At 68.0% G+C, this 20389-nt stretch carries 22 protein-coding genes; 10 read left to right on the forward strand and 12 right to left on the reverse strand.

Annotated features, from left to right (window positions below):
- Positions 1 to 311 precede the first annotated feature (311 nt).
- Together FMM08_RS22340 and FMM08_RS22345 are read right to left on the reverse strand one after the other, a co-directional pair.
- Positions 312 to 644: a hypothetical protein gene (locus FMM08_RS22340; RefSeq protein WP_147928567.1), complete on the reverse strand. Its 333-nt coding sequence runs from the start codon at positions 642 to 644 to the stop codon at positions 312 to 314.
- Complete coding sequence (locus FMM08_RS22345; RefSeq protein WP_222711096.1) at positions 641 to 775, reverse strand: helix-turn-helix domain-containing protein; 135 nt, start codon at positions 773 to 775, stop codon at positions 641 to 643. Before FMM08_RS22345 ends, FMM08_RS22340 begins: the two co-directional genes overlap by 4 nt.
- A 299-nt stretch (positions 776 to 1074) precedes the next feature.
- Between FMM08_RS22345 and FMM08_RS22350 the strand changes: the two genes are divergently transcribed.
- Complete coding sequence (locus tag FMM08_RS22350; protein ID WP_147928568.1) at positions 1075 to 1731, forward strand: hypothetical protein; 657 nt, start codon at positions 1075 to 1077, stop codon at positions 1729 to 1731.
- Positions 1732 to 2054: 323 nt separating this feature from the next.
- On the opposite strand, the gene FMM08_RS22355 is transcribed toward FMM08_RS22350, so the two are convergent.
- A complete protein-coding gene (locus tag FMM08_RS22355) occupies positions 2055 to 2651 on the reverse strand; it encodes a recombinase family protein (protein WP_255472699.1) in 597 nt (198 codons plus the stop codon).
- A 381-nt stretch (positions 2652 to 3032) separates the two neighbouring features.
- Between FMM08_RS22355 and FMM08_RS22360 the strand changes: the two genes are divergently transcribed.
- Positions 3033 to 3701: an RNA polymerase sigma factor gene (locus tag FMM08_RS22360; protein ID WP_222711097.1), complete on the forward strand. Its 669-nt coding sequence runs from the start codon at positions 3033 to 3035 to the stop codon at positions 3699 to 3701.
- 869 nt (positions 3702 to 4570) lie between these two features.
- On the opposite strand, the gene FMM08_RS22365 is transcribed toward FMM08_RS22360, so the two are convergent.
- Positions 4571 to 4954 carry a hypothetical protein gene (locus tag FMM08_RS22365; RefSeq protein ID WP_147928570.1) on the reverse strand — a complete coding sequence of 128 codons (384 nt, stop codon included), beginning with the start codon at positions 4952 to 4954 and terminating at the stop codon, positions 4571 to 4573.
- 14 nt (positions 4955 to 4968) lie between these two features.
- The gene (locus FMM08_RS22370) at positions 4969 to 5403 is read right to left on the reverse strand and encodes a hypothetical protein (protein WP_147928571.1); all 435 of its coding nucleotides are present in this window, start codon (positions 5401 to 5403) and stop codon (positions 4969 to 4971) included.
- A gap of 646 nt (positions 5404 to 6049) precedes the next feature.
- Here FMM08_RS22370 and FMM08_RS22375 point away from each other — a divergent pair.
- Together FMM08_RS22375 and FMM08_RS22380 are read left to right on the forward strand one after the other, a co-directional pair.
- On the forward strand, positions 6050 to 6781 hold the full coding sequence (locus FMM08_RS22375) for a hypothetical protein (protein ID WP_147928572.1): 732 nt from the start codon (positions 6050 to 6052) through the stop codon (positions 6779 to 6781).
- Between the two features lie 89 nt (positions 6782 to 6870).
- Complete coding sequence (locus tag FMM08_RS22380; RefSeq protein ID WP_222711098.1) at positions 6871 to 7791, forward strand: tyrosine-type recombinase/integrase; 921 nt, start codon at positions 6871 to 6873, stop codon at positions 7789 to 7791.
- A 98-nt stretch (positions 7792 to 7889) separates the two neighbouring features.
- On the opposite strand, the gene FMM08_RS22385 is transcribed toward FMM08_RS22380, so the two are convergent.
- Positions 7890 to 8837 carry a DUF8370 family protein gene (locus FMM08_RS22385; protein WP_147928574.1) on the reverse strand — a complete coding sequence of 316 codons (948 nt, stop codon included), beginning with the start codon at positions 8835 to 8837 and terminating at the stop codon, positions 7890 to 7892.
- A 603-nt stretch (positions 8838 to 9440) separates the two neighbouring features.
- Between FMM08_RS22385 and FMM08_RS23250 the strand changes: the two genes are divergently transcribed.
- The 3 genes from FMM08_RS23250 (at position 9441) to FMM08_RS22395 (ending at position 11122) form a co-directional block, all read left to right on the forward strand.
- On the forward strand, positions 9441 to 9599 hold the full coding sequence (locus FMM08_RS23250; protein WP_187279941.1) for a hypothetical protein: 159 nt from the start codon (positions 9441 to 9443) through the stop codon (positions 9597 to 9599).
- Positions 9541 to 10083 carry a hypothetical protein gene (locus tag FMM08_RS22390; RefSeq protein ID WP_147928575.1) on the forward strand — a complete coding sequence of 181 codons (543 nt, stop codon included), beginning with the start codon at positions 9541 to 9543 and terminating at the stop codon, positions 10081 to 10083. Before FMM08_RS23250 ends, FMM08_RS22390 begins: the two co-directional genes overlap by 59 nt.
- A gap of 391 nt (positions 10084 to 10474) precedes the next feature.
- Positions 10475 to 11122, forward strand: coding sequence for a hypothetical protein (locus FMM08_RS22395; protein WP_147928576.1), 648 nt, complete (start codon positions 10475 to 10477; stop codon positions 11120 to 11122).
- Positions 11123 to 11303: 181 nt separating this feature from the next.
- Here the strand turns inward: FMM08_RS22395 and FMM08_RS22400 are convergent, their stop codons facing one another.
- Complete coding sequence (locus FMM08_RS22400) at positions 11304 to 11552, reverse strand: DUF2188 domain-containing protein (protein ID WP_147928577.1); 249 nt, start codon at positions 11550 to 11552, stop codon at positions 11304 to 11306.
- A 541-nt stretch (positions 11553 to 12093) separates the two neighbouring features.
- Here FMM08_RS22400 and FMM08_RS22405 point away from each other — a divergent pair.
- Positions 12094 to 12879, forward strand: a complete 786-nt coding sequence (locus tag FMM08_RS22405; RefSeq protein WP_147928578.1) for an RES domain-containing protein — start codon at positions 12094 to 12096, stop codon at positions 12877 to 12879.
- A 117-nt stretch (positions 12880 to 12996) separates the two neighbouring features.
- Here the strand turns inward: FMM08_RS22405 and FMM08_RS22410 are convergent, their stop codons facing one another.
- The 4 genes from FMM08_RS22410 to FMM08_RS22425 all read right to left on the reverse strand — a co-directional run bounded on the left by FMM08_RS22410 (position 12997) and on the right by FMM08_RS22425 (position 17340).
- Entirely contained in the window at positions 12997 to 13227 is a 231-nt protein-coding gene (locus FMM08_RS22410; RefSeq protein WP_255472700.1) for a DUF2188 domain-containing protein, read from the reverse strand.
- A gap of 913 nt (positions 13228 to 14140) precedes the next feature.
- Positions 14141 to 14914 carry a ParA family protein gene (locus FMM08_RS22415; protein ID WP_147928580.1) on the reverse strand — a complete coding sequence of 258 codons (774 nt, stop codon included), beginning with the start codon at positions 14912 to 14914 and terminating at the stop codon, positions 14141 to 14143.
- Positions 14915 to 15020: 106 nt separating this feature from the next.
- A complete protein-coding gene (locus FMM08_RS22420; RefSeq protein ID WP_439653581.1) occupies positions 15021 to 16676 on the reverse strand; it encodes a relaxase/mobilization nuclease domain-containing protein in 1656 nt (551 codons plus the stop codon).
- Positions 16677 to 16695: 19 nt separating this feature from the next.
- Positions 16696 to 17340 carry a plasmid mobilization relaxosome protein MobC gene (locus tag FMM08_RS22425; RefSeq protein WP_147928582.1) on the reverse strand — a complete coding sequence of 215 codons (645 nt, stop codon included), beginning with the start codon at positions 17338 to 17340 and terminating at the stop codon, positions 16696 to 16698.
- Positions 17341 to 18265: 925 nt separating this feature from the next.
- On the opposite strand from FMM08_RS22425, the gene FMM08_RS22430 reads away from it, so the two are divergent.
- Complete coding sequence (locus FMM08_RS22430) at positions 18266 to 18466, forward strand: hypothetical protein (protein WP_147928583.1); 201 nt, start codon at positions 18266 to 18268, stop codon at positions 18464 to 18466.
- Positions 18467 to 18637: 171 nt separating this feature from the next.
- Here the strand turns inward: FMM08_RS22430 and FMM08_RS22435 are convergent, their stop codons facing one another.
- Positions 18638 to 19204, reverse strand: coding sequence for a hypothetical protein (locus FMM08_RS22435; protein ID WP_147928584.1), 567 nt, complete (start codon positions 19202 to 19204; stop codon positions 18638 to 18640).
- A 538-nt stretch (positions 19205 to 19742) separates the two neighbouring features.
- On the opposite strand from FMM08_RS22435, the gene FMM08_RS22440 reads away from it, so the two are divergent.
- On the forward strand, positions 19743 to 20027 hold the full coding sequence (locus FMM08_RS22440) for a hypothetical protein (protein ID WP_147928585.1): 285 nt from the start codon (positions 19743 to 19745) through the stop codon (positions 20025 to 20027).
- The last annotated feature ends 362 nt before the right edge of the window (positions 20028 to 20389 follow it).

Genomic DNA, 20389 nt, shown 5'->3' on the forward strand with positions numbered 1-20389 from the left:
CGACCATCTGATCGACAACGTGGCCAAGAGGTGACATCTGGTGGCGCCACTCGCGCGCACGGGCCTGCGTTGCGTACTCTCATGGTGACCGCTCTCCGAAGCCGCAATTCGGTGGGTGGAGGAGCCCGTCAGCGTTGGTAGCGCTGGCGGGTTCCGGCTTTCCGGCCCTCGCGGACCGCGCACCCCCCGGTGCTCGTCCGCGAGGGCCGAGTCGTAGGTGGTGCGGTGCTGACCATAGCGACCCGGTGCGGGCTGCGGCGGGGCCAGGGCACACGCTGCGTCCCGCCACCTCTACTAGCGGTCACCAGCGGTCACGTCGTCGGGTTGTCCCTCTCGGCCTCGACGTTCTCCCGCTCGATGGCCCGGCGGTGCAACTGCACCAGGTAGGCCAGGAACTTCTCCTGAATCATGACCGGGAAGGACGCGGCGTCGGCCTCCTCCTCGGCGGCTGCTTCGGCGGCCCGCTCGGCCAGCAACTCCTCCACCGCGGAGGTCTTCATGGCCTCGACGGGGTCGCGTCCCTCGGCGATGGCAACAGCAACCGTGGCCTCAGCGATCTGCCGCTGCAGCTGCGCCAGCAGAGCCGCGGGCGAGCGCTCGCCGGGGTCATGGAGCTGGGCCGTAGAGGCAGGTTCGGTGCTCATGGCGGAAGTCTTGATGCGGTGGTCAGGTGCCGGTAGATCGTGGCGCGGCTGCCCCCGAACCTGTCCGCGATCCGGGCGACGGTGAGGCCGCCGACGTCGTGCATCAGGCGCACCTGGGCAGCCTTGGTCACCGCTGCCTTCGCTGCGCGCCGCTCCAGACCTAATAAGTTGAAATTTTGACGAATTTTCCTGCACTGTAGCACGCCAGAATCTTAAAAAGCATGAAATTAAATGGGTTCTTACCGCGACTTTCTCGGGCAAATTTTGCCAACCCTTTACTTGGCAAGTTTCCTGCGGAGCGATCGCCTTCGCTACTGTCCTCCCGTGATCACTGGCGCACCGAAAGGCGTCTAGTGGTGCCGCCTTCCCAAGAATCTCTAGACAGCTGGAGTGCGCCTCAATGAAGACTCGATCTGCGCTTTCTGTTCTCGTGAGCGCCGCGCTCTGTTTTTCGGCCATCGGCATGGAGAGCGCCGTAGCTGCCCCGCAGCCGGCGGCTTCTGCGCAGGCCATCCAGGGGACCTCGTCAACCCTGGCATCATCCTCATGGAAGGCAATTCCCAAGGCGGAGAGACTGCCGTCCTCGAGCCCCCTCAGCGCTCTGAACAACTACATCGAGTTCTCGTCAACCGGTTATAGGATCACTGCCCCTCAGTCGGTGCTGGCGAAGGTGCCCTCTCTTGACCTGGCGACGCTCCAAAAGAACATTGCAGCCACCAATGCCGGAATTTCCCAGCAGAAGCAGGTCATGACGTCAAGCGCTGTCGCTGTCGACGCCCCCCCGCTGTTCGAATCTAAGGTCACCACCTCGGGGCGGCACGGCTACATCAAGAGCCACTGGTACGGGTACGAGATCCACTTGGATGCCTACCTGGCCAACAAGGTGATCGGTGGACTGTGGACGGGGTCCGGCGGAGCCGCCCTCATCGCGGTCGCCCTAGGTGGAGGCCCGGCTGCTGGCACCGTCTCCGTAGCACTGGCCACGGGAGCAGGAGCGGTACAGCTGTGCCAGGCTTCGGACAACTCTGTCACGATCTACCTGGTGACCAGGGGCGTTTACACACTTCTGTGCAATCCGCTTTCCTGAGCATCAAAGAGGCGCCAAAGCTTGACGCCCCACTCGGGCAGTGAGTGCCCCTTCGATCACTAGGCCTAAGACTTACCTGGTTGACTTCCTTGCCCAACCAGTTGCATAAGCGATAATGAAGACAGCAAAAGCGAGGCCACCAAACAACGCGGGCAAGTTGCTAATGGCATTCCAAGTTGCAATGTATGAGATGACTGCGGCCAGTAGCAGGACTGCAATGATGCCCGATGCGGTGATCCGCTTCGCCCGATCGCTCATGCTTTGATCTTACCCGTCTCATGGCTCTAGTAGAAGCACTCCTCGCCTCTCTATGGCATTCAGCCTTAAGGGGCTAGGTGGCGGTAGATGGTGGCGCGGCTGACCCCGAACGTCGCCGCGATCTGGGCGACGGTGTGGCCGCCGGCGTCGTACATCAGCCGCGCCTGGGCGGCCTTGGTCGCGGTCATCTTCACCACGCCCCCGCCGCGGCGGCCGCGGGCTCGCGCGGCGGCCAGGCCCTCGCGGGTGCGCTCCACCACCAGGTCGTGCTCGAACTCGGCGATGGCGGCCAGCATGTGGAAGAACAGCCGGCCCCCGGGGGTGGTGGTGTTGATGCCCTGGGAGATCGCCCGCAGGCCCACCCCGGCGGCGTCCAGCTGCTCGGCGGTGTCCTTGAGGTTCTTCACCGACCGGCCCAGGCGGTCCAGCTTGGTGACCACCAGGGTGTCCCCGGCGCGCAGGTAGCCCAGCGCCTCGTCCAGTGCCGGGCGGTGGGCCAGGGTGCCGGAGGCGTGGTCGGTGAAGACCTTGGTGCAGCCGTCGGCGGTCAGGGCGTCGTGCTGGGCGTCGGGGTTCTGCTCGCGGGTGGAGACCCGGGCGTAGCCGACCCGGGTGCTGGTCGACATCGAGGACGGGGTCGTGGTCGACGCGGTGGTGGCCATGGTCCTGAGCCTGCGGGCTCGCCGTGGGGGCTGTCTCGTAGACGTCGCTGCTGCGACGTTGGTTGCGGGCACGGGCCATGAGACGGGACACGCCCGGGGATCGGGCGGCGGCGCCGGGCGTCTCGTGGACGGTGCCCTCAAGACATGCAGGCTGATGAGCCAGTCGCGACACCGCGCTGCCTAGTGCAGTCGCCTCAAGGCACCGTGTTCCTGCGCACGCTGGCATGCCGCGCCTATGTCTGTCCCCCGAGGCGAGGGATCGGACACGTCTCACGGTCCTGGGCGTGCCGTATCGGGGAGTCCCACCCTTCGGGCAGGACGCGGTGCACAAGTGGCAGCGGTGGAGTGAAACCTTCAGACCTCCTGCGGACACTTCAAGGTGTGGATGGCATCGACGACACCGAGCCCTGGGCGTGCAGCCTGCGCGGAGACGGCTATGCCTTTGGGCTGCTTTTTGATCGGCACCACGCACACGTGTATCGGCACGCTCATCGCTTGACCGCCCAGCGCGATGATGCTGAAGACTTGACTGCCGGCGCTTTTTTGGAACTTTGGCGTCGGCGCCAAGACGTTCGGTTGGTGTCGGGCTCGGTCCTGCCATGGCTCTTGGTGACCACCGCGAACCTTGCTCGCAATCATCATCGAGGCTTACGTCGACATCGCGCTTTTCTCGACCGTGTGCGCATGTTTCCTGAGAACTTGGAAGCAAAGCTGCATGAGAGCGATTTGGGTCGAGGAGGGCAGGGAGCATCAGATGGCTGGAGTGCCATCGATGGCCCGTGGGCGAAGGCCCTTGCGCAGCTCAATGCAGCGGATCTTCGCCTTGTGACGCTTGTTGTCCTCGAGGAATATTCCCTTGCCGAAGCGGCCGACCTTTTGGATACAACCCCGCAAGCTGCGAAAACGCGGATGCATAGAGCAAAGAAGCGCCTCAGGGCCGCCTTTGAGCGCAGTGCACCGAGAAAATCCATACTCAATCTTGAGTACGCAAAAAATCCGAATGAATATGAGTCACCGCAGGCGATCTCTAGCCACCGAGGAGAAGAGTGATGGACGGTCCTAAGCTCGACGATCGGTACGCTGCAAGTCTTCGCATGGCCTTAGTCGACACGGTTCGCAGCGATGCGAAGTCTCGCGCGCGCCGACGCTGGAGGCCGCTTCTACTTTCCGGCGGCGCTGCCCTTGCCCTGGCCATCACTGGAGGAGGCGTCGCAGTCGCCACAGGATTGGTCTCCACCGGGTGGCTCCCAGGCCTAGACCGTGACCAAAATCTTGCGCCGGGATCGCAGACGATTCAAGAAGGGTCGACCAGCATTTCGACTTCAGGAGCACCGCAGGGCACAAACGGTGCTTCTATCACCATGACCTGCATCGACCCGGGTACCGTCATGTGGCCCAACGGCGCCAGCATGACTTGCGACGCTCCCGTCGCCGGAACCAAAAACCGCCCAGCTTTCCAGACAGTTGACATTCCGACAGACGGCAGTCCGCTAAAGTTTGATGCCCCAGATGGAATGCGTTGGGGTCTTGAGCTGACATGGGTGAAGCGAACGCCGACGGACTTCGGTGTCAATGCGCGAGGAGAGACGTACGGCGCTGTCAAGGACGATGGGACCGAACCTGATCTAGTTGCTGCTGTAGCCACCAATGGGGAGCAGGGTTACTACCGGAAGAGTGAGTTTGAGGCGGCGAAGGGTTCTCCGTCATCACCGGCGGACCTTGAGCACCAGAGTCACCTGCCGCTGCGGGCAATCCAGATTCATGTGTACGCATCGGATGGAACCACGGTCATTGGCTCTTTCGATGTCATGACTCAGCGTCCCGGAGAATAGCAAGACGGTCAGAGACCCGGATTCTCCAAGAATCAGTAGGGCGGGGGCCCGCTTTTTGATGCCGACCCCCGCCATACGGATGAGAAACTACTTTGTCTGACTGATGGGTGTGACTGCATCAAGGGTAAAGTCACCGATCACCGTTTCGCCATCTTCGGCGTAGACGGGGATAGTACGCGCCAGGCTGGTCCCGACAGGCAGCTGCGCCGTTGGAGTGTCCTTCAAAGGAGTTGTCGGGTAGTAGTCAGAACGCAGGACATAGCCCAGTGCCCCGTTGTTGGCGTAGACGAGGATAAGGTCCGGCGCAACGGCGGGTGATGCGATATTGGCAATGGATCCAAAGGTCTCGCCACTATCGTTCTCTTCAAAGGTGGGCGCCGCTGTCTGACTGGCGGTCGCTGCAGTGAGGGAGCCCCCAAAGAGGAGCCCTCCCAGGGCTGCTACAAGGGCGATCTTCTTGGTCGAGTGCATGGTTCGGACTCCCGTCAGTAGGGGAACTGCTGCGTCGCGCCGGCGTAGTAGTAGGACGTTCCGCCTCCGTTGTAGACACCACTCACGCCACGCGCCGAGTAGAGACCGCTTCCGCAGTAGGAGTTGAAGTTCGCCCCACCCGTGTAAGAACTCGTGGAGGGCGCTTGGACGTCATTACCGGCACTGCAAACAGCGTTGTTTTTCAAGATTTCAGTTCGCTGCGAGACCCAGTTTGACGGCCACTTCTTGCCGTTCCTCTCATAGGTGGTCATAATTCCGTAGGGGCGGGACTTCGAGTTATCGAAGGTCGAGTAGTGGGCGTACGAGTAGCCGTTGACGGGCCCAAAGACCGTGGTGTTGCTGGAAACGGAGGCGTACGCAACGCCTGCGCCTAGAACAGCTGCGCCGGTAAAAATGGCCAAGAATGCCGCGATTCGCTTGATCCACATGCGCCCACCTCGCTTCTGTGAGTTCTAGTCCAGAAGGGCAGTACCCTGACGACGGAATGTCTCTTGGTTGAAATTGCACCAAAACTGGTCGCCAATGCGATGCCTCTCCCCATGGCTTCATCGCCCAAGCGCACGAGTTGCAACGTCGGGTTTCTGAGGCAGGACGATGGAAGCACTCGCGTGATCACAAAACATCAGACTGGCGGATGATGCGCTCGAGCAGTTGGCGACTTCGTGACGTGGACCGCGAGAGCCGCTTCGTGTAGCAGCGCTACTGCGGATCGGAGTGGCGCAAGCAGTCAGATGTGAGTACGGAGACGGCTCAAATCGGACACAGCTCCTCGCCGTCATCGCCGAAGTTGCCGCCGGAGCAACTGCCAAATTCAACACCGTAATGACCGTTATGGTGTCGACGGAGGGACGCGGCCGCTACCGTCCCTTCATGGACGCCGGTGACCCGCCACCCGCATCACCAGGTGAGAACCCCAGGCCGCGTCGTCGTTCCGAGGCGGCCGCAGCAGCTGTCTCACGTCGGAGGGCCCCTGGGCCTCCTACTCCATCGGCAGTGACTCCTCGGGGTGACGTCGCGCCAGAAGTGATGCCCCCGGCCCCCGTCAGGGCTACCGCGCCACCACCCCCTGCGCCCGTGCCACCCATCCCGCGGCAGGTCATCACCGCCCCCGCACCACCGCAGCGCCGGCGCACTCCGCACAACCTGTTCACCCTCGAAGAGGTCAGCACCGCCTTGGACCACCTGGCCGCCGGCCTCAATCCCGGCGCCCCGCAGATGGTGGAGCTCACCTGGGCCAACGGCGGCAGCCGCCATCTAGCCGCCCACCAGCTGCACCGCATCGGAGACCCCGAGGACGTGCGCACGCTGGCCCTGGACTGGACCTACCCCGACGACTCTCGGGTGCGCGGCGAGCTGGTCACCCGCTCCCGCCTGCCCAGCCTGACCCTGGAAAGCGCCGGCGCCGCCCAGGCCGCGCTCGGTGCCTGCCTGGACCACCTGGAGTCCCTGCGACCGCAGCGGGCACGGTGGCGGGCGTTCATGGCCGGGACCGGCGTCTTTGCCGTGGACACCCTGCTGGCCCTGATGGCTGTCGTGTTGCTGGCCTACATCTGGTCGGCCAATCCCGAGGAGGCCGCCGGCGTCTTCGACCGCGACGGCTGGACCGGCACCGTGGCGATGTGCGCGCTGCAGGTTCTGGTCTTCGGGTGGCTGATGCGCAGGCTGCACCGTGCCTTCGCCGGGACTCGCCTGGTCCGTCAGCCGGTGGCCCATCGCAAGTGGCTGACCCCTGAACTCGCCGCGCTGGTGGGAGTGCTCACCTTGGTCAGCTCCACCGTCATCGGGATCTTGGCGCTGCTGAAGTGAGGGACTCCCTCACGGAGGCCTCGCGTGGAACCCCAACCGCAGCGGTGATTCATGGTGAAGCACTGACGGCAGCGGTGAGTACACCTGGCGTGCTGGCTGGACCAGCTGCCTCCGGTGAGCTGCCGGCGCTCAGCGGTCCTGCCTACGCCACCGTGGCCGGCTTCCTACTGGCCTACACCGGCACCACCCGCGCCGCCTACGCCGGCGACCTGCGCCATTACCTGACCTGGACCGCGGCTCTGACCCCAGCAACGGGCTTCGCCGTCGACCCGCTGCAGCTCACCCGCGCGCACGTGGACGCCTACGCCACCGACCTGGCCGCCTGCGGGATGTCCCCGGCGACCATCGCCCGGCGCCTGGCAGCCCTGGCCGGCTTCTACGCCTACGCCGTCGAGGAGGGCCACCTCGAGCGCTCCCCCGCCGCCCGGGTGCGTCGACCGAAGGTCGGTGAGCACACCACCTCCACTGGGCTGGACCGCGCCGAGCTGTCCGCACTGATCAGCGCCGCCGAGGCTGACGGGCCACGCTCCCTGGCTGCTGTGCTTCTACTGGGGCTCAACGGACTGCGCGTCTCTGAGGTCGCCGGCGCCCGCGCCGAACACCTGGGCACCGAACGCGGCCACCAGGTGCTGGTCATCACGCGCAAGGGCGGACGCACCGCGCGGGTACCGCTGGCTCCCCGCACCGCCACCGCGGTGGATGCCTACCTAGCCGGACGCACCCATGGACCGCTGTTGGTCACCCGCACTGGGGCGGGCATGGACCGGCACGCCATCTGGCGCCTGCTGCGCCGCCTGGCCCGCGACGCCGTCCCCGACAAGGCGGCCTCGATCCACCCACACGACCTGCGGCACACCTTCGTCACCCTGTCCCTGGACGCCGGCGCCTCCCTGCGCGATGTGCAGGACGCCGCCGGGCACGCCGACCCCCGCACCACCCGGCGTTACGACCGAGCCCGCCACCACCTTGACCGCCACCCCACCTACGCCCTGGCGGGTCTGATCTCCTGAGACGGCTGCTCGACACGAATCGACGCAGACGCATGCACCAGACGGGATCCAGCAGGCCACCACGAGCCGTGGTGGCCTGCTGGACCCCGGGAGGTCGCCTAGGCGAGCTTGCGCGCGATGTCCTGCTCGTCCAGGGGCTCGTACTTGGCGTCGACGAAGGTCTTGAAGTCCCTCAGGACGTTGATCTGGTCCCTGTAGGCGCGCATAACCACCTCCAGGATCGTTTCGCGGCCACGCGCGAGGTCCTCCTGGCCCTTCAGGTCCTCCTTCCTGGGCTTGAGGAGGCGACCCTGCGCGGTCCTGGACGCGCGCTCGAGCTGCACGTGAGAGAGCACAGAAGTCTCGTAGAACCGGGTGGCGTTCAGCAGCAGGGAAGGGCGAGCCCAATCCTTGGGCACCAGGAGGAGCTCCCCGCCAGCGGCGACAGGCAGCTCGACCTGCGCCATGACCCACGCCTTGGCGCTGGGGTCCCACACCTGCTTGTCGACCCTGCGCGTGGTGTGAGCCCCGGCGGTGAACTGGGGGTACTGAGCGACCATGGCGGCGGTGAAGTCAGCCAGCGGCTGGTAGATGATGCGGGTGGTCAGGTCGGAGGTGATGTCCACCCCGACCCCCTCGACGAAGAGCGGGATGTCCTCGACCTGGGTCAGCAGGCCCACCCGCAGCAGTGCCTGCAGGTCACCGCTGAGGGCGTTCCAGATCCAGGTCCCGACATCGTCGGCGCCGCCGTGGCCGTGGAAGCCCGCCGCGGCGAGCCCCAGGCGCGTCTCCCAGGGCTCCTCGAAGCGCTGCAGCAGCGCGAGCCCTCGGGCCTGGTCGGACTGACGCTGGCTCACCACGCAGGCGGTGACCTCGTGGAAGAAGGTCTCCAGGCACTGCACCGCCTGCGCGGCGAAGGGCTGGGGACCGCCGGAGAGCCGGACGGCGTGCGGGTCGATGAACATCGGCTTGTCATCGACGACGTCGACGTCCAGGAACGGCACCGGGGGGCTGGTGGGGATGCCGTAGTGGTCGGTGACGTGACTCAGGTGCGGACTGGCGTGCACAGCGGGACTCCAACTGTTGTAGCCGAGCGCAGCACACACGGCCGCAGCGATGGCGCTACAGCGAGTCGGCGAGTACTAGAGTCCAACTGCCTGCAAGCAGCTCGAGCCCCGTCCCGCAACGTCGAGACGGGGCTCGACGTTTGTGTGGTGCAGACCACACCGTACCAACTGGTACCCCCCAAAACCTGCAGATACGACTCATCACGAGTACATCTGCCGGGTAAGCGCGGTAGCGACCACTACATATGGGATCAACTCCCAGGGGTCTTAAGCTGTCGCATCAAGGTTTCGGACTGCGCACACCAGCGACGTGCGCGCCGCCGCGGCACCCGTGTCCCAGGTAGCCGACCCCCTCCACCAGACCCACACGTACCGGACTTGGTGACAGCGCCATGGGTTCCAGCGCATAGGCGCCTTCTGGATCAACGGTGACGTTTGATGCGCGGCACCAGCAGGCGAGGGCCACCCGAGTGGCTGCGACGCTCGCCCCGGCTTCACCTCCGGCCAGCGGTCATTGAACGAGAGGGCTTGGACACTGATGCTCACGCGATGTCGGTGCCGACAGCCACGATGGGTACACCCACGTCGACAGGAGCAACCGGCATGAGCGAGAACACGCAGTCAGGCCAGGGCGAGGCCGACCCGCCCCCCGGGTTCACCGTGGTGGTCTCCACAGGAGGTGAGACCCCTGAAGGCACCGAGCATGTTCAGGCGAGCCAGCCGCCGGGAGAGAACAAGGCCACCTTCATCGACGGCCGCTGAGACCAACGGCGACCTGCTGCTCGCGTTCTTCAACGACCAGCTCACCCGCGAGTACGCCCGCCGCTCCAGCCTGGACAGCCGCGCCCAGGCCATCGTCACCGTCAACACCGCCATCACCTCAGCCGCCGTCGCCGTGGTCACCCTGACCAAGACCACCCCGGCGACCCTGGGTGCGCCACTGCGCTGGCTGGTGATCACCGCAGCCGCCGGCTTCGTACTGGCCACCGTCGCCGGCCTGGTCGCGTACTGGCCCCACGGAACACGCGCCGCCGACCTCTCCACCCTGGTGGGCTTCCACGGCACGGCCGGACGCGCCCAGTCACGCGAGCAGACCTCGAAGGTCTTGGCGCGCTATGTGCTCGTAGAGCTGGGTCCCCTGCGAAAGGGCAACCGCACCAAGGGCATCGCGGTACGCATCGCCGGAAGCCTGCAAGTCACCGCCGTAGCCATGCTGGCAGCAGCATTGGTGGCCGCACTCACCTGAGTGCTGGCCAGCACACACCGTGGTGATCGTGCGCGCGTGCGCACCGTGGTGATCGTGCGCGCGTGCGCACCGTGGTGATCGTGCGCGCGTGCGCACCGTGGTGATCGTGCGCGCGTGCGCACCGTGGTGATCGTGCGCGCGTGCGCACCGTGGTGATCGTGCGCGCGTGCGCACCGTGAACGGTCGCTAGGGAGACACCTGCCGCCAGCCCTAGGGCGCCATCACGGAGCGGAAAGACCGTTCGATGGGGGCTTGACTCTGGGGCACGAAAAGAGCATCCTAGGGGGGTAAGGAAGGAAGGGCGTTCTCCGCGAACATGGACGGGCTTGGCGAAGAGAGTCCGGGCCGCTCCAAGAAGGGAAGCACCATGTCCGCACCGAAGATCGAGCTCGTGGCCACCGACGGCGACGCGCCCACCACCGACCTCAGCCGCCAGCGCACCGCTGACCTGCTGCGCCTGTCCCTGAACGCGGTCAGGGCTCTGGAGTCCTCGGGGTACCTCCCCGACCGCCATCTGCAGCGCATCCTCTTCCTGTCCCAGGAGCCCTACATCCGCGCGGTGACGCCCCTCCCGATCCTCCGCCAGGCGGACGCGTCGCCCACGCCAGCCTGGGACCAGCACCGCAGCATGATGGGCGACTCCGCATCCCTGACCGATGCCGAGGTGCTACCGGCAAACAGCATGTGGTGGCGCGCGAACGCGTCGGCCATCGTCGAGGCCGGCATCCTCCCGGTCTCGCGCAGCGGCTTCATCGTCACCGTGCTCCGCATCGACGGCCTGGCCGAGACCATGACCGTCGACATCCCGGCGACGTCGACCAAGGGTGCCCACCGTGAGGTCCGCCACCGCTTCCAAGCTCGTCTCGCCGGGCGGGTGGGCGCGTTGGGGTCGCCGGAGACGTATGAGCTCAAGGACGCATCAGTGGAGGCGGACTACCAGGACCTGACCCGCCAGCTGCTGGGTAGGCGGTCGGCGGCCGTCAGCGGGGGGCCGCTGGCCTACGTCCCGATGAGCAACGCGGTCGACCCGACCTCCTGAGCACCACCTCCGGCGGCCGCCACCACGGCGGCCGCCGGAGCTCACACCTCCATCCGCCCCAGATGACCGACCGCCGGCGCGAAGCCACCGGCCCTGACAGCGCGCGGCTGCGTCGCGTGCGCGCAACGTGGTGATCGCTACCCACCCAGGGCACTTGGCCCATTAATCATGCTGGCACCACTCAGCGCTTATCCCGGGGCGGCAGCGGATCGTTGCCCGGCGCGATGGTGTCAGAGTCGCGGATGCGCCCATCGCGTCCATGGATGCGCACCTCACCGCCACCGTTGTTGCTCACGATGGTTCGCGCTCGGGCGATCGCATCAGCCTGGGTGTCGGCATGGGCACCCGCCTTGGAGCTTCCAGGCTTCTTCACATCCCACCCACCGTTGGGGTTGGCCACCACATGCCGGTTCGCGTTCCCCTTGGCCATCGCTCGAACGCCCCTTCTAGTGCAGCGGAACGGCGCCGATACCCTAGATGCAGGGTCAAACGCGCCACAGATGCGCTCATCTTGTAGGGTCAAGTACACCACTAGGAAGAGGAAAACCAGGGATGACCGGCCTGAGCCACTTGGGGAGTCCTGCTTCGGAGGCCCGATCAGTGCAGGACCTGCTCGAGGCAGCACACAAGGCGTCGGTGCGCACGCCCCCTGATGAGCAGGCAGCCTTCGTCCAGCAGGTCCTGGGCGGCCGGCTAGCGGCGGCTTGCCTTGGACTGAAGGACACCCGCACCCTGGGCAGCTGGGCTCGCGGTGGGCTCATCAAGGCCGCGGACGCTGAGCATCGCCTGCAGGTGCTCTTCCGACTCACCTACGCGGTCAATGACGCCTTCGGTCCAGCAGTGGCCGCTGCCTTCCTACGAGGCAGCAACCCGGTACTAGAAGACCGCGCGCCCCTACTAGTGCTAGCCGATGAGGTCCCTTCCAAGGCTGAGCCGCGACTGGTCGCTGCCCTCGAGGCGCTCCTGAGCGCATGAGGTCGCCCACCACCCGGCCGGAACCCACCCCATGGCGCCTACCAGACAGTGGCGTGGTGCGCCTGCACCGCGACCCTGCTGCTCTGCCTGAGCTCGGTGACGGCCCGGGACCCAACCGTTTCGATGATCCCCGCCCGCGCAGCAGTCAAGATCGCTACGTCATGCGCTACGCCGCGACCACACTTCGCGCCTGCCTCCTGGAATCCCTGGACTGGCTGCGCCAAGAGGACGAGCAGGCCCTGGAGCGGGAGGCCGCCGTGGTGGATGACGACGAGCAGCCAGCGCCGGCCCCTGAGGTGGAGCCTTGGCAGGCTCTGGCGGATTACCTGAGTGGCCGCCGTGTCGCGACCATCACCGGACCTGATCTGCGCCTGGTCTCCATCGGTGATGCTGCCCTACAAGCAGCACTAGACCAGGAGCCGGGAGTACAGGCGCTGCTGGACAGCCAGGAAGCCCGAACGGCGCTGCTCCCTGCTGGCGCGGCCAGCGCCCGGCGTCCCCACCTGGACGGAGCCGCAATCCGCCTGTCCAGCGAGCTGGGCCGCGACCTCACCCGCGCCGCCTCATTGGCACTGCGTGACCGCGAGGAGCGCCCGGACGGCATCCACTACCTCAGCCGGCATGACGACTCTGAGGACTGCTGGGCTCTCTACGACCACGCACCAGTCACCGTCGAGGACGTCCGGGCCTTCACTGCAGATGACCCCGAAGACCGGGCGGCGGTGCAATCTGTCGCGGCCTTGTGGGACCTGGCACTCCCCCCGGCGTGGGAGATCCCCTGAGCGAGAGCCGCCGCAACCGACGTCGTTGAGGTGCGCGTTCCTGCCCGGCGCCCAGGGTCGCCATGATGCTGGGTGCCGGGCAGGACGACGCCGGTGGCAGATATTCCTTCGTAAGGGTCAGCCCGGGATGTTGCGAGGGTCGTTGCCGGGCGCGACGGTGTCCTTGGCGCGGATCTTGCCGTCGCGGCCGCTAATGCTTACCTCGCCGCCACCCTGGTTGCCCACAATGGTCTTTGCGCGATCGATGGCCTGCGCCTGGGTGTCGGTGTGAGCCGACGCGCGCTTGCCGGCGCCGGTGACGTCCCAGCCGCCCTCGGGGTTGGGGACGACGTTCCTGTTGGTAGCCATAGCCATGACTCCTCAGTTCGTAGATGGCGCGCCGGCAGCGTGCCGGTGGCGGGCAGGATGCCAGGGCCCACCGACAGTCGGAGCTGGCTGGAGGACGACGCCTCTCTCGCGCGCGGGAGGGCGTCACCTTCGACTCTGCCGAGGACTTCATGACGCACTCGCGAAAGGTCGACCGCCGGCCCCAGCAAGGTCTTTGACGCTGTCAAGCAGCATGTTTACATGCTGACTTGCTTGGCTACTTACATGTATACAAGTGAGCGTTGTAACCGTGTCGTTTCGACTGGTAGGCGTTGCGTCATCGGGCGACCGCCACTGCGCTCCGCTCATCGTTGATGCGGCAGCGCACCCGGTGGATGCCGTGGGGTGTCGAACCGGTCCTCCGGCGAAGGGCGTGATCTGGGGCGGCGAGTCGGCCGGCTGACGCCGCACAGGATGGAGCGCCACGGCGTAGCGGTCAGTGGAGGGCGGACCTATGGGGGATGAGCCGGGGCCCTGTCGTCAGCCAGAAGCACCTTAAAGCCACTCATCTGTATGTTTACAACCTTGCATGCTGACTTGCTGTCATGTCAGCCATGTAGACGCTCCGCTAGGTAGGCGCGCAGAGCCGCCTCCGTCACCTCCTGGATCGTCTGGTTCTGCTGCGCCGCATGGATCTTCACCTGCCGTCGTAGGTCGGCATCGAGACGCGTGGCGAACATCGTCAGTACAGGCCCTGCTGCTACAGGACTCGAGGCGTCCCCCGGCGAGGCAGCAGCGGTGGACACTCGACGTCCCGCTGCTGGCAGCGTGCTCGTCTGCTCGCCGCCCTTGATCGGCGCGGTTCCGACGGGCTCGCCAGGAGTCTGCGCAGGAGCGAGCGGATGCTCTTTGGTGGGGGCCTTCGCCAAAGAGGGTCGGGGCTGGGGTCGCGCCATCAGGCCATCACCGCCAGGTCAACGACCTTGCGGGCGAAGGCGTCGTGGACCGCGGTGACGTCGCGGCCGTCGGAGCCATAGGCGCTGACGGGGGCGAGGGAGCCCGCGGCGGCTGCCACAACTGCGCGCGAGGGGACGACGGGGGACCAGACGGCATCGGCGTACGTGTCGCGGACCTCACGGATGCGCAGGGCAGCCTCACTGGTGCGCTTCTCGGCGTTGATGACGATGCCGGCTAGCTGCAGCCCGTGGTTGTAGTGGCGCTGGACGACCTCCATGGTGTTCAGCACCCGGGCGACGCCGCGTAGAGACGCGGCGGCCGGCTCGGTGACCACGACCAAGTGCGTGGCGGCGACCAGCGCCAGCTCGACCAGTCGTCCCACGCTGGGGGGGCAGTCGATAAGGACGACGTCGAAACGGTCGCCCAGTCCCTGCAGCACCGTTGACAGTCGGAAGGCGCCGGCGATGACGCCGTCGTTCTCGCGGTCGGCGAGGTCCAGGACGCTGGGCACGCAATACAGCTGTTCACCCCATGCGGCCTTGTAGACCGCCTCACCGGCTGCGCCGGGGGTATTGGCGAAGATCGCGTCGTTGACGGTGCGCAGCTCGCCGTCGTCGATGTCGATGCCGAGCCAGATCGACAGGTCAGCCTGCGGGTCCATGTCGACGCACAACACGCGCTGGCCTAGGCGGTCCAGAGCCCCGGCGATGCCGACGACGGTGGAGGTCTTCCCAACGCCGCCCTTCTGGTTGGCGAATGCCACGATCTGCATGCAGTCATACTTGCTTGCTAGTAAGAATGTTTACAAGTCGACACACCGAGTGGCTAAACGGTGCCCCGACGTGCATGTTTACAAGTCGACATGTTGCAAGCAGGGTTCAGCGGCTGGGCCGTGTTCCTCGGGATGGCCCTGGAGGTTGGCGCCAAGGACCCGGCTGACCTGCCCCGGGGTGGTGGCCGCGGGCGCGGTCCAGTGCCTGTTGCAGCGGTGACGGCGGCGCATGCTGTGCCTGCTCGACCTCCCAGGCGGTGAGCTGACCGGTTGCTCGCTGCTCACGCACCGCAGCCTGCGCGGCGACCTGCCCGGTGCGGTCGGCTTCGGCCTGGGCAGCGGTGACCTGCTGACGAGCCGCTCCCAGGGCACCCTCGGCGTGGGTCATCCGCGCCCGCCCCGCCACCTCCCGCGCCTGCGCGTTCTCCTGGGCGCGCTGCGCCTCGAGCACGGCCGCGGCACGTTGCGCTGCGGCGGTGGGCCGTCCCCCGAGCACCGCCCACGGTGCGGCCAGCTGCTCACGGGCTCGCCGCACCGCCGACAGCTCCTGTCCGGCCGCGATCGCTGTGGCGACCGCGACCGCAGTGCGCTCAACCTCGCGCGCCAGCTGGTGCCACTCCGCGCTCGCCTCCCGGTGAGAGCGGCTAGCCACCTCCAGGGCTCGTCCTGCTGCCCCCAGCGCCGAAAGCGCACCGCGGTGGGAACTCTGGGCGGTGATGCGGTCGCGGGTGAGCTGTTGACGCTGGGCCACCACCGCGTGGTGCTCGACCAGGAGGCGTTCGCGGTGGGACTGCTCCCCCAGCCCGTGAGCCGGGTTCTGAGCCGGCGTCTGTCCTGGCTCTCGCGCTGGCTCTCGCGCTGGCTTAGGCGCAGGTCCCTGCCCTACCTGCAGAGCCGCACCGATGGCGGGCTTGCCCGACAGTTGCTCCCCGGACTGGGTCAGTAGAGCGCTGGTCGCCGCCCAGGTGTAGTCCTTGCCCAGCTGGGAGCCCTTGAAGAACACCTGCGTCCCGCCGGCATCCACGTGACCAGCCAGGCCGTAGGAGTACCCCGACACCCGCCCGGTGGAGGCCACGTTGGCCCGGAACAGCACCCCCGAACGGCCCAGGTGCTCCTCGAACCCTTCCCGGCCCTTCCCGCTGGCGGCGGCCAGCTCGGTCGCAGTCCCCACAAGCTCCCGCAGCCGTTCCCGCTCACTGCCGGCCAGCGGCTGCGTGGAGTGCGACGAACCGCCCACGACGGCCTGAGTGGCCAGGCGCTGCGCGCGTTCGCGTTCCCCGTGGCTGATCTGCGGGCGCGCCCGGTCATACCGGGTCGAGGCATCCACCAGCTGATGGGCGACCTCGATGCTGCGGCAGGCGCTCTGGGCCTTGGCGAAGTCATGCGACAGCGAGGCGACCGTGCCCGACCAGGACACCCGCGAGACCGTCAGGTGGATGTGGTCCTCCCCATGGCGGGTCGCCGTCCACGGGTGCTCGGTCAACCCCATCGCGGCCACGTAGCCGGTGGCGATGCGTCCCCACTCGGCATCGGGGAGCACCCGGTCCTGCGGCGCTGCGCGCAAGCTGGTGCGCCAGATCCCCTTGACCACTCCCGGGCGGGCAGCGACGGTCTCATCGATCATCACCGCCTGGTCCTGCCAGCCCCCGGGCACGTTGCCGGCCACGGTGCGAGCGTCCACGTGCTCCTCACGCCGCCCCGGGCCGAAGTCGTAGGCCAGCGCCGCCCGAGCTGAGGACCCCCGCGTGATCCGCGGGATCATCCCCGCCTCACCCTCTGCCTCACCGCTGCAGCCACTGCGCCCGCTCGCGCAAGCTCATCGCCTCCCAGCCCGCCGGCCGCCGGTCCTCCTCAGCCGCCGAAGAAGACCCATCAGCAGACACAGCTGAGGACACAGGAACCCCAGAGCCGTCGTCAGCGCCACCGTCAATGACCGCGCCGAGGTCAGCCTCAGCGAAGGGCTCAACGCGGCGCCGGGGGCGGCTGACCCACGGATCCACCGGCTCGTCAGGCTGACCGGCGGGCTCGACCGGCTCCTCGACGGGCTCGGCGGGCTCAAAGACCCGCCGGCCCCGCACCGCCCGCGCCGCCGCCACCACCGCAGCCACCGCCTCACCCACCCCCGGCGCCAACGCCTCGTTCTGGTGGGAGTACCGCGTCAGCTGGTTGAGGTTGTTCGCCGCCCCCACCAGCGCCTCATACGCCGCCGCGTTCACCGCCGGCACCACCGGGACGTCACCAGCCCGCGACCCCGCCACCCCCGCAGTCCCCAGTCCTTCAGCGTCCAAGACCACCGCGCGCACCCACGCGCCCATCTCCGCCCGGCCCGATGCGTCACGGCGGGCTTCCCACGCTGCCCACTCCGCATCCGAGACCCGCACCGAGATCGTCCGCTTCCGCGTCACCCCCGGGGTGCCCCGCACCATCGCCGACCCCTCCGCTCTGTCGCCGTACCGCCTACGCGCCCCGCCCTTCCGGGCGGCCCTCAAGGGCCGTCCCGACCGGCCCGTAGGGCCGGTACTCCCGGGGCGAGCGCAGCGAGCTCGGGACGAGAAGGCATAAGCGAAGCGCAATGCCATATCTCGCTCTCCCACGCTGGTACCGACACCCTAGGCCGGCGGGTGGGCGGGCTGGAACCCCTGATGGGCGCCCAGCGCCCATCAGCTCGAACCGCAGGTTCGAGACGACCGGCGCCCCAGCGCCGGGCGCGACGCGAGCCAGGGCGAAGGACGGCGCTGGGTGCTCGACGCGCCGCCAGGCGCCGTCGGCACCCCCGCCGACCGCAGCCCGGACACCTACCCCCGCACCCCGCCACGGGCCCAACCACCACGACCCAGCGCCGCCGTTAACACTCCTTCGCCGCGGATGGCGAACCTCTTGTCACCGGCAGGGCCGCAGCAGTGGACGCAACCAGCTCCACTCGCGCACTGTCCGCCCCGCTCATCTGTTCCAGGCGGCATTAGCGCACCGAATAGCGCCGCCGTTAGTTCAAGTCCTGGCCCTTCCAGCCCACCGCCGGTGGGCTGGTCCACGTCCATCCTCACGTCCTGGAGACCTGCCATGGCCCTGCCCCCAGCACCGGCACCACCCCGTTCCGGACCACCTCGCCGAGGTCGCACTGCCCGCCAGCCCCCGTGCATCAGCGCCGGGGTGACTGGACATCGCAACGACGGTGAGACCAGCGACGGGGTCCGGTACGACCCGTCCCGGACCCTGCCGATGACGCCCCCGCACCAACCCGAAACCGCTTGGAGGCCCTGCATGACTGGAACGCGTACGACATCCCACGCCGAGCCCGACGCTCCCCCAACCCTCACCCCAGCACACCTCGCAGAACCGGAGATCACGATCATGACCACCCCCCAGCCCACCCCCGCCCGCCCTGCACCGTTCACCCAGCGCACCGTCCTGCTGCTGTTCGTCGCCGTCACCCTCGGCTGCCTCGTGGGGGTGCTCACCTTCGTGGCGACTCCTGTCCTGGCGACCGCCGTCATCGCGGGCCTAGTCACCGCCGGCGCCGTTCTGGTCGGCGGCCACCAACTGATCGAGTGAGAGCACCCGTTCCCCGCCTCCGGGTCCGCAAGGCCCGGAGGGGGGAGGACCCGGCGCCGCTCACGCTGGTCCGCCACGGGCACCACCGAGCCCCCGGCCCTGGCGCACGGGGCCGTGCTCCCGCCCGGGGCCGGGTGCCGCTGTGCTGCCACGCTCCCGGCCCGGGCGAGTTCACGCACCAGACCTGCCCGCTGCGCCCGGGCCGCTTCCCCGCCCCCAACGAGCCCTCAGCGCCGCCCGCGCCTCGGCCAGCACCACCGGCGGCGGCACCGAGGCCGCCGTGGCCGCGGCCTGCTCGGCACGCCGGGCCGCAGTAGCAGCAGCGGCGGCCGCCGAGCGCTGCGCGGCAGCGGCGCGGCTGGCGACTACCGGCCCCGCCAGCCCTCGCCAGGGCGCCAGGCGCCAGCGCAGCCACGCCGCGGGGTAGGCCACCGCCCGTGCCGGCCGTGCGCCCCCGTCGACCACCACGCCCCGACGGCGCCGTTCGGCGGCGCTGCGATCGGCGTGGTCGACGTCGACCACCGAGGAAGGCATCGACGACGCCATCGACAACGGTGCTGAGGACGGTTGGGGTCCGGCGGTGTAGGTGCGGGCCTTGCCGTCGGGGGTGTGGTCGATGGCCCACACGAAGTCCTCCACCCCCCAGCCCTGGGCGACCTGGTCGCGGATCACCGAGGCCACCGCCGCCACCGACAGCGGACGCAGGTCCAGCGCCCGGGTTCGCAACTGCTCGGCCACCGCCAGCAGCGCCGCGCGGCGCTGGCCTTTGGTGACCTGCTCAGTCGGCTGCCGGCCAGGGTCTCCAGCCGTGGCGGCATCCGAGTGGGTGCCGGAGCAGAAAGTGCCGGCGACCTGCGACCCACCCCCCGGCGTCAGGGCTGCTCTTCCCGCCGCAGACCCGGGAGCTGTCACGGTTCTGTTTGACCTGGTCGACCACGGATCTGCGGCGCTTGACCTACGCGCGCCCGCGCGTGCGGGGTTGTTCTTCACACTCTCCCTACGGGAGAGGTGCGGGGGGGTCTCAAGTCTGTGAACGGTGGCTTGGGGGGTGTTGACCTGCGCTGATCCCTGGTCGGGTGTCGCGGTGGGGCGGTAGTGCCCACCCTGGTCCTGGTAGCTCTGGCGAGCCTGCTCCACGTCGCCCGCCTGCTGGGCACGTTCAGGGACGGGATCGGGTAGGGGCTCAGTCAGCAGGTACACCGCCGCGCGGTTGCCTTCCACCGGCACGGGAGCCGGACGATCCCGACGCGGACGAGGCTGAGGACGGAACTGCTCAGTGGAGCCGTTCTCCAACGTCACCAGCAGCCGCTGGGTGTGCAGCCACGCCAGCACCCGCGCCACCGTCGCCCGGGAGTACCCGCTCGCCTCCACCAGCGCTGGCCACGTGGGAGCGGCGGTGGAGTCCGCCCGCGCCGTCAACGCCAGCACCTCGGCCACCTCGAGCACGGTGCGCGCCCGGTCCGCGCGCAGCCCCGCCACTGCTGGGTGGGCTCGCACCGTGCGCAGCCACCCCGGCGCGCGCAGCACCCGCGCCCCGCAGCGCGCAGCCACCAGCCGGTAGGACACCGTGCACGGACCCGTACGACGACGAGCCCGCTGAGGGCCACGCGGGCAACCGCGACGTCGACCCGGCACCTGCACAGGAGCCGGGGACAGCGCCAACGCGCCCTGCGTGGCCACCGGATGAGCGGCGGCGCCAGCAGCCTGAACAGAACTGGTGCCGTTATCGGTACCGGCGAGGGGGAAGGGGACGGCGCCTCGACGCGCCTGGAGAACCACTACCGGTGGCTCTCACCCGACCGACCATCTGATCGACAACGTGGCCAAGAGGTGACATCTGGTGGCGCCACTCGCGCGCACGGGCCTGCGTTGCGTACTCTCATGGTGACCGCTCTCCGAAGCCGCAATTCGGTGGGTGGAGGA

It is taken from the genome of Quadrisphaera setariae (genome assembly GCF_008041935.1).
Taxonomy (GTDB): Bacteria; Actinomycetota; Actinomycetes; order Actinomycetales; family Quadrisphaeraceae; genus Quadrisphaera; species Quadrisphaera setariae.

Excerpts from the sequence above, each read along its gene's own strand:
- FMM08_RS22340 (WP_147928567.1), bottom strand. The coding sequence starts at position 644 with ATGAGCACCGAACCTGCCTCTACGGCCCAGCTCCATGACCCCGGCGAG.
- FMM08_RS22355 (WP_255472699.1), bottom strand. The coding sequence starts at position 2,651 with ATGGCCACCACCGCGTCGACCACGACCCCGTCCTCGATGTCGACCAGC.
- FMM08_RS22365 (WP_147928570.1), bottom strand. The coding sequence starts at position 4,954 with ATGCACTCGACCAAGAAGATCGCCCTTGTAGCAGCCCTGGGAGGGCTC.
- FMM08_RS22370 (WP_147928571.1), bottom strand. The coding sequence starts at position 5,403 with ATGTGGATCAAGCGAATCGCGGCATTCTTGGCCATTTTTACCGGCGCA.
- FMM08_RS23250 (WP_187279941.1), top strand. The coding sequence starts at position 9,441 with ATGAGCGAGAACACGCAGTCAGGCCAGGGCGAGGCCGACCCGCCCCCC.
- FMM08_RS22390 (WP_147928575.1), top strand. The coding sequence starts at position 9,541 with ATGTTCAGGCGAGCCAGCCGCCGGGAGAGAACAAGGCCACCTTCATCG.
- FMM08_RS22400 (WP_147928577.1), bottom strand. The coding sequence starts at position 11,552 with ATGGCCAAGGGGAACGCGAACCGGCATGTGGTGGCCAACCCCAACGGT.
- FMM08_RS22405 (WP_147928578.1), top strand. The coding sequence starts at position 12,094 with ATGAGGTCGCCCACCACCCGGCCGGAACCCACCCCATGGCGCCTACCA.
- FMM08_RS22410 (WP_255472700.1), bottom strand. The coding sequence starts at position 13,227 with ATGGCTACCAACAGGAACGTCGTCCCCAACCCCGAGGGCGGCTGGGAC.
- FMM08_RS22415 (WP_147928580.1), bottom strand. The coding sequence starts at position 14,914 with ATGCAGATCGTGGCATTCGCCAACCAGAAGGGCGGCGTTGGGAAGACC.
- FMM08_RS22420 (WP_439653581.1), bottom strand. The coding sequence starts at position 16,676 with ATGATCCCGCGGATCACGCGGGGGTCCTCAGCTCGGGCGGCGCTGGCC.
- FMM08_RS22425 (WP_147928582.1), bottom strand. The coding sequence starts at position 17,340 with ATGGTGCGGGGCACCCCGGGGGTGACGCGGAAGCGGACGATCTCGGTG.
- FMM08_RS22430 (WP_147928583.1), top strand. The coding sequence starts at position 18,266 with ATGACCACCCCCCAGCCCACCCCCGCCCGCCCTGCACCGTTCACCCAG.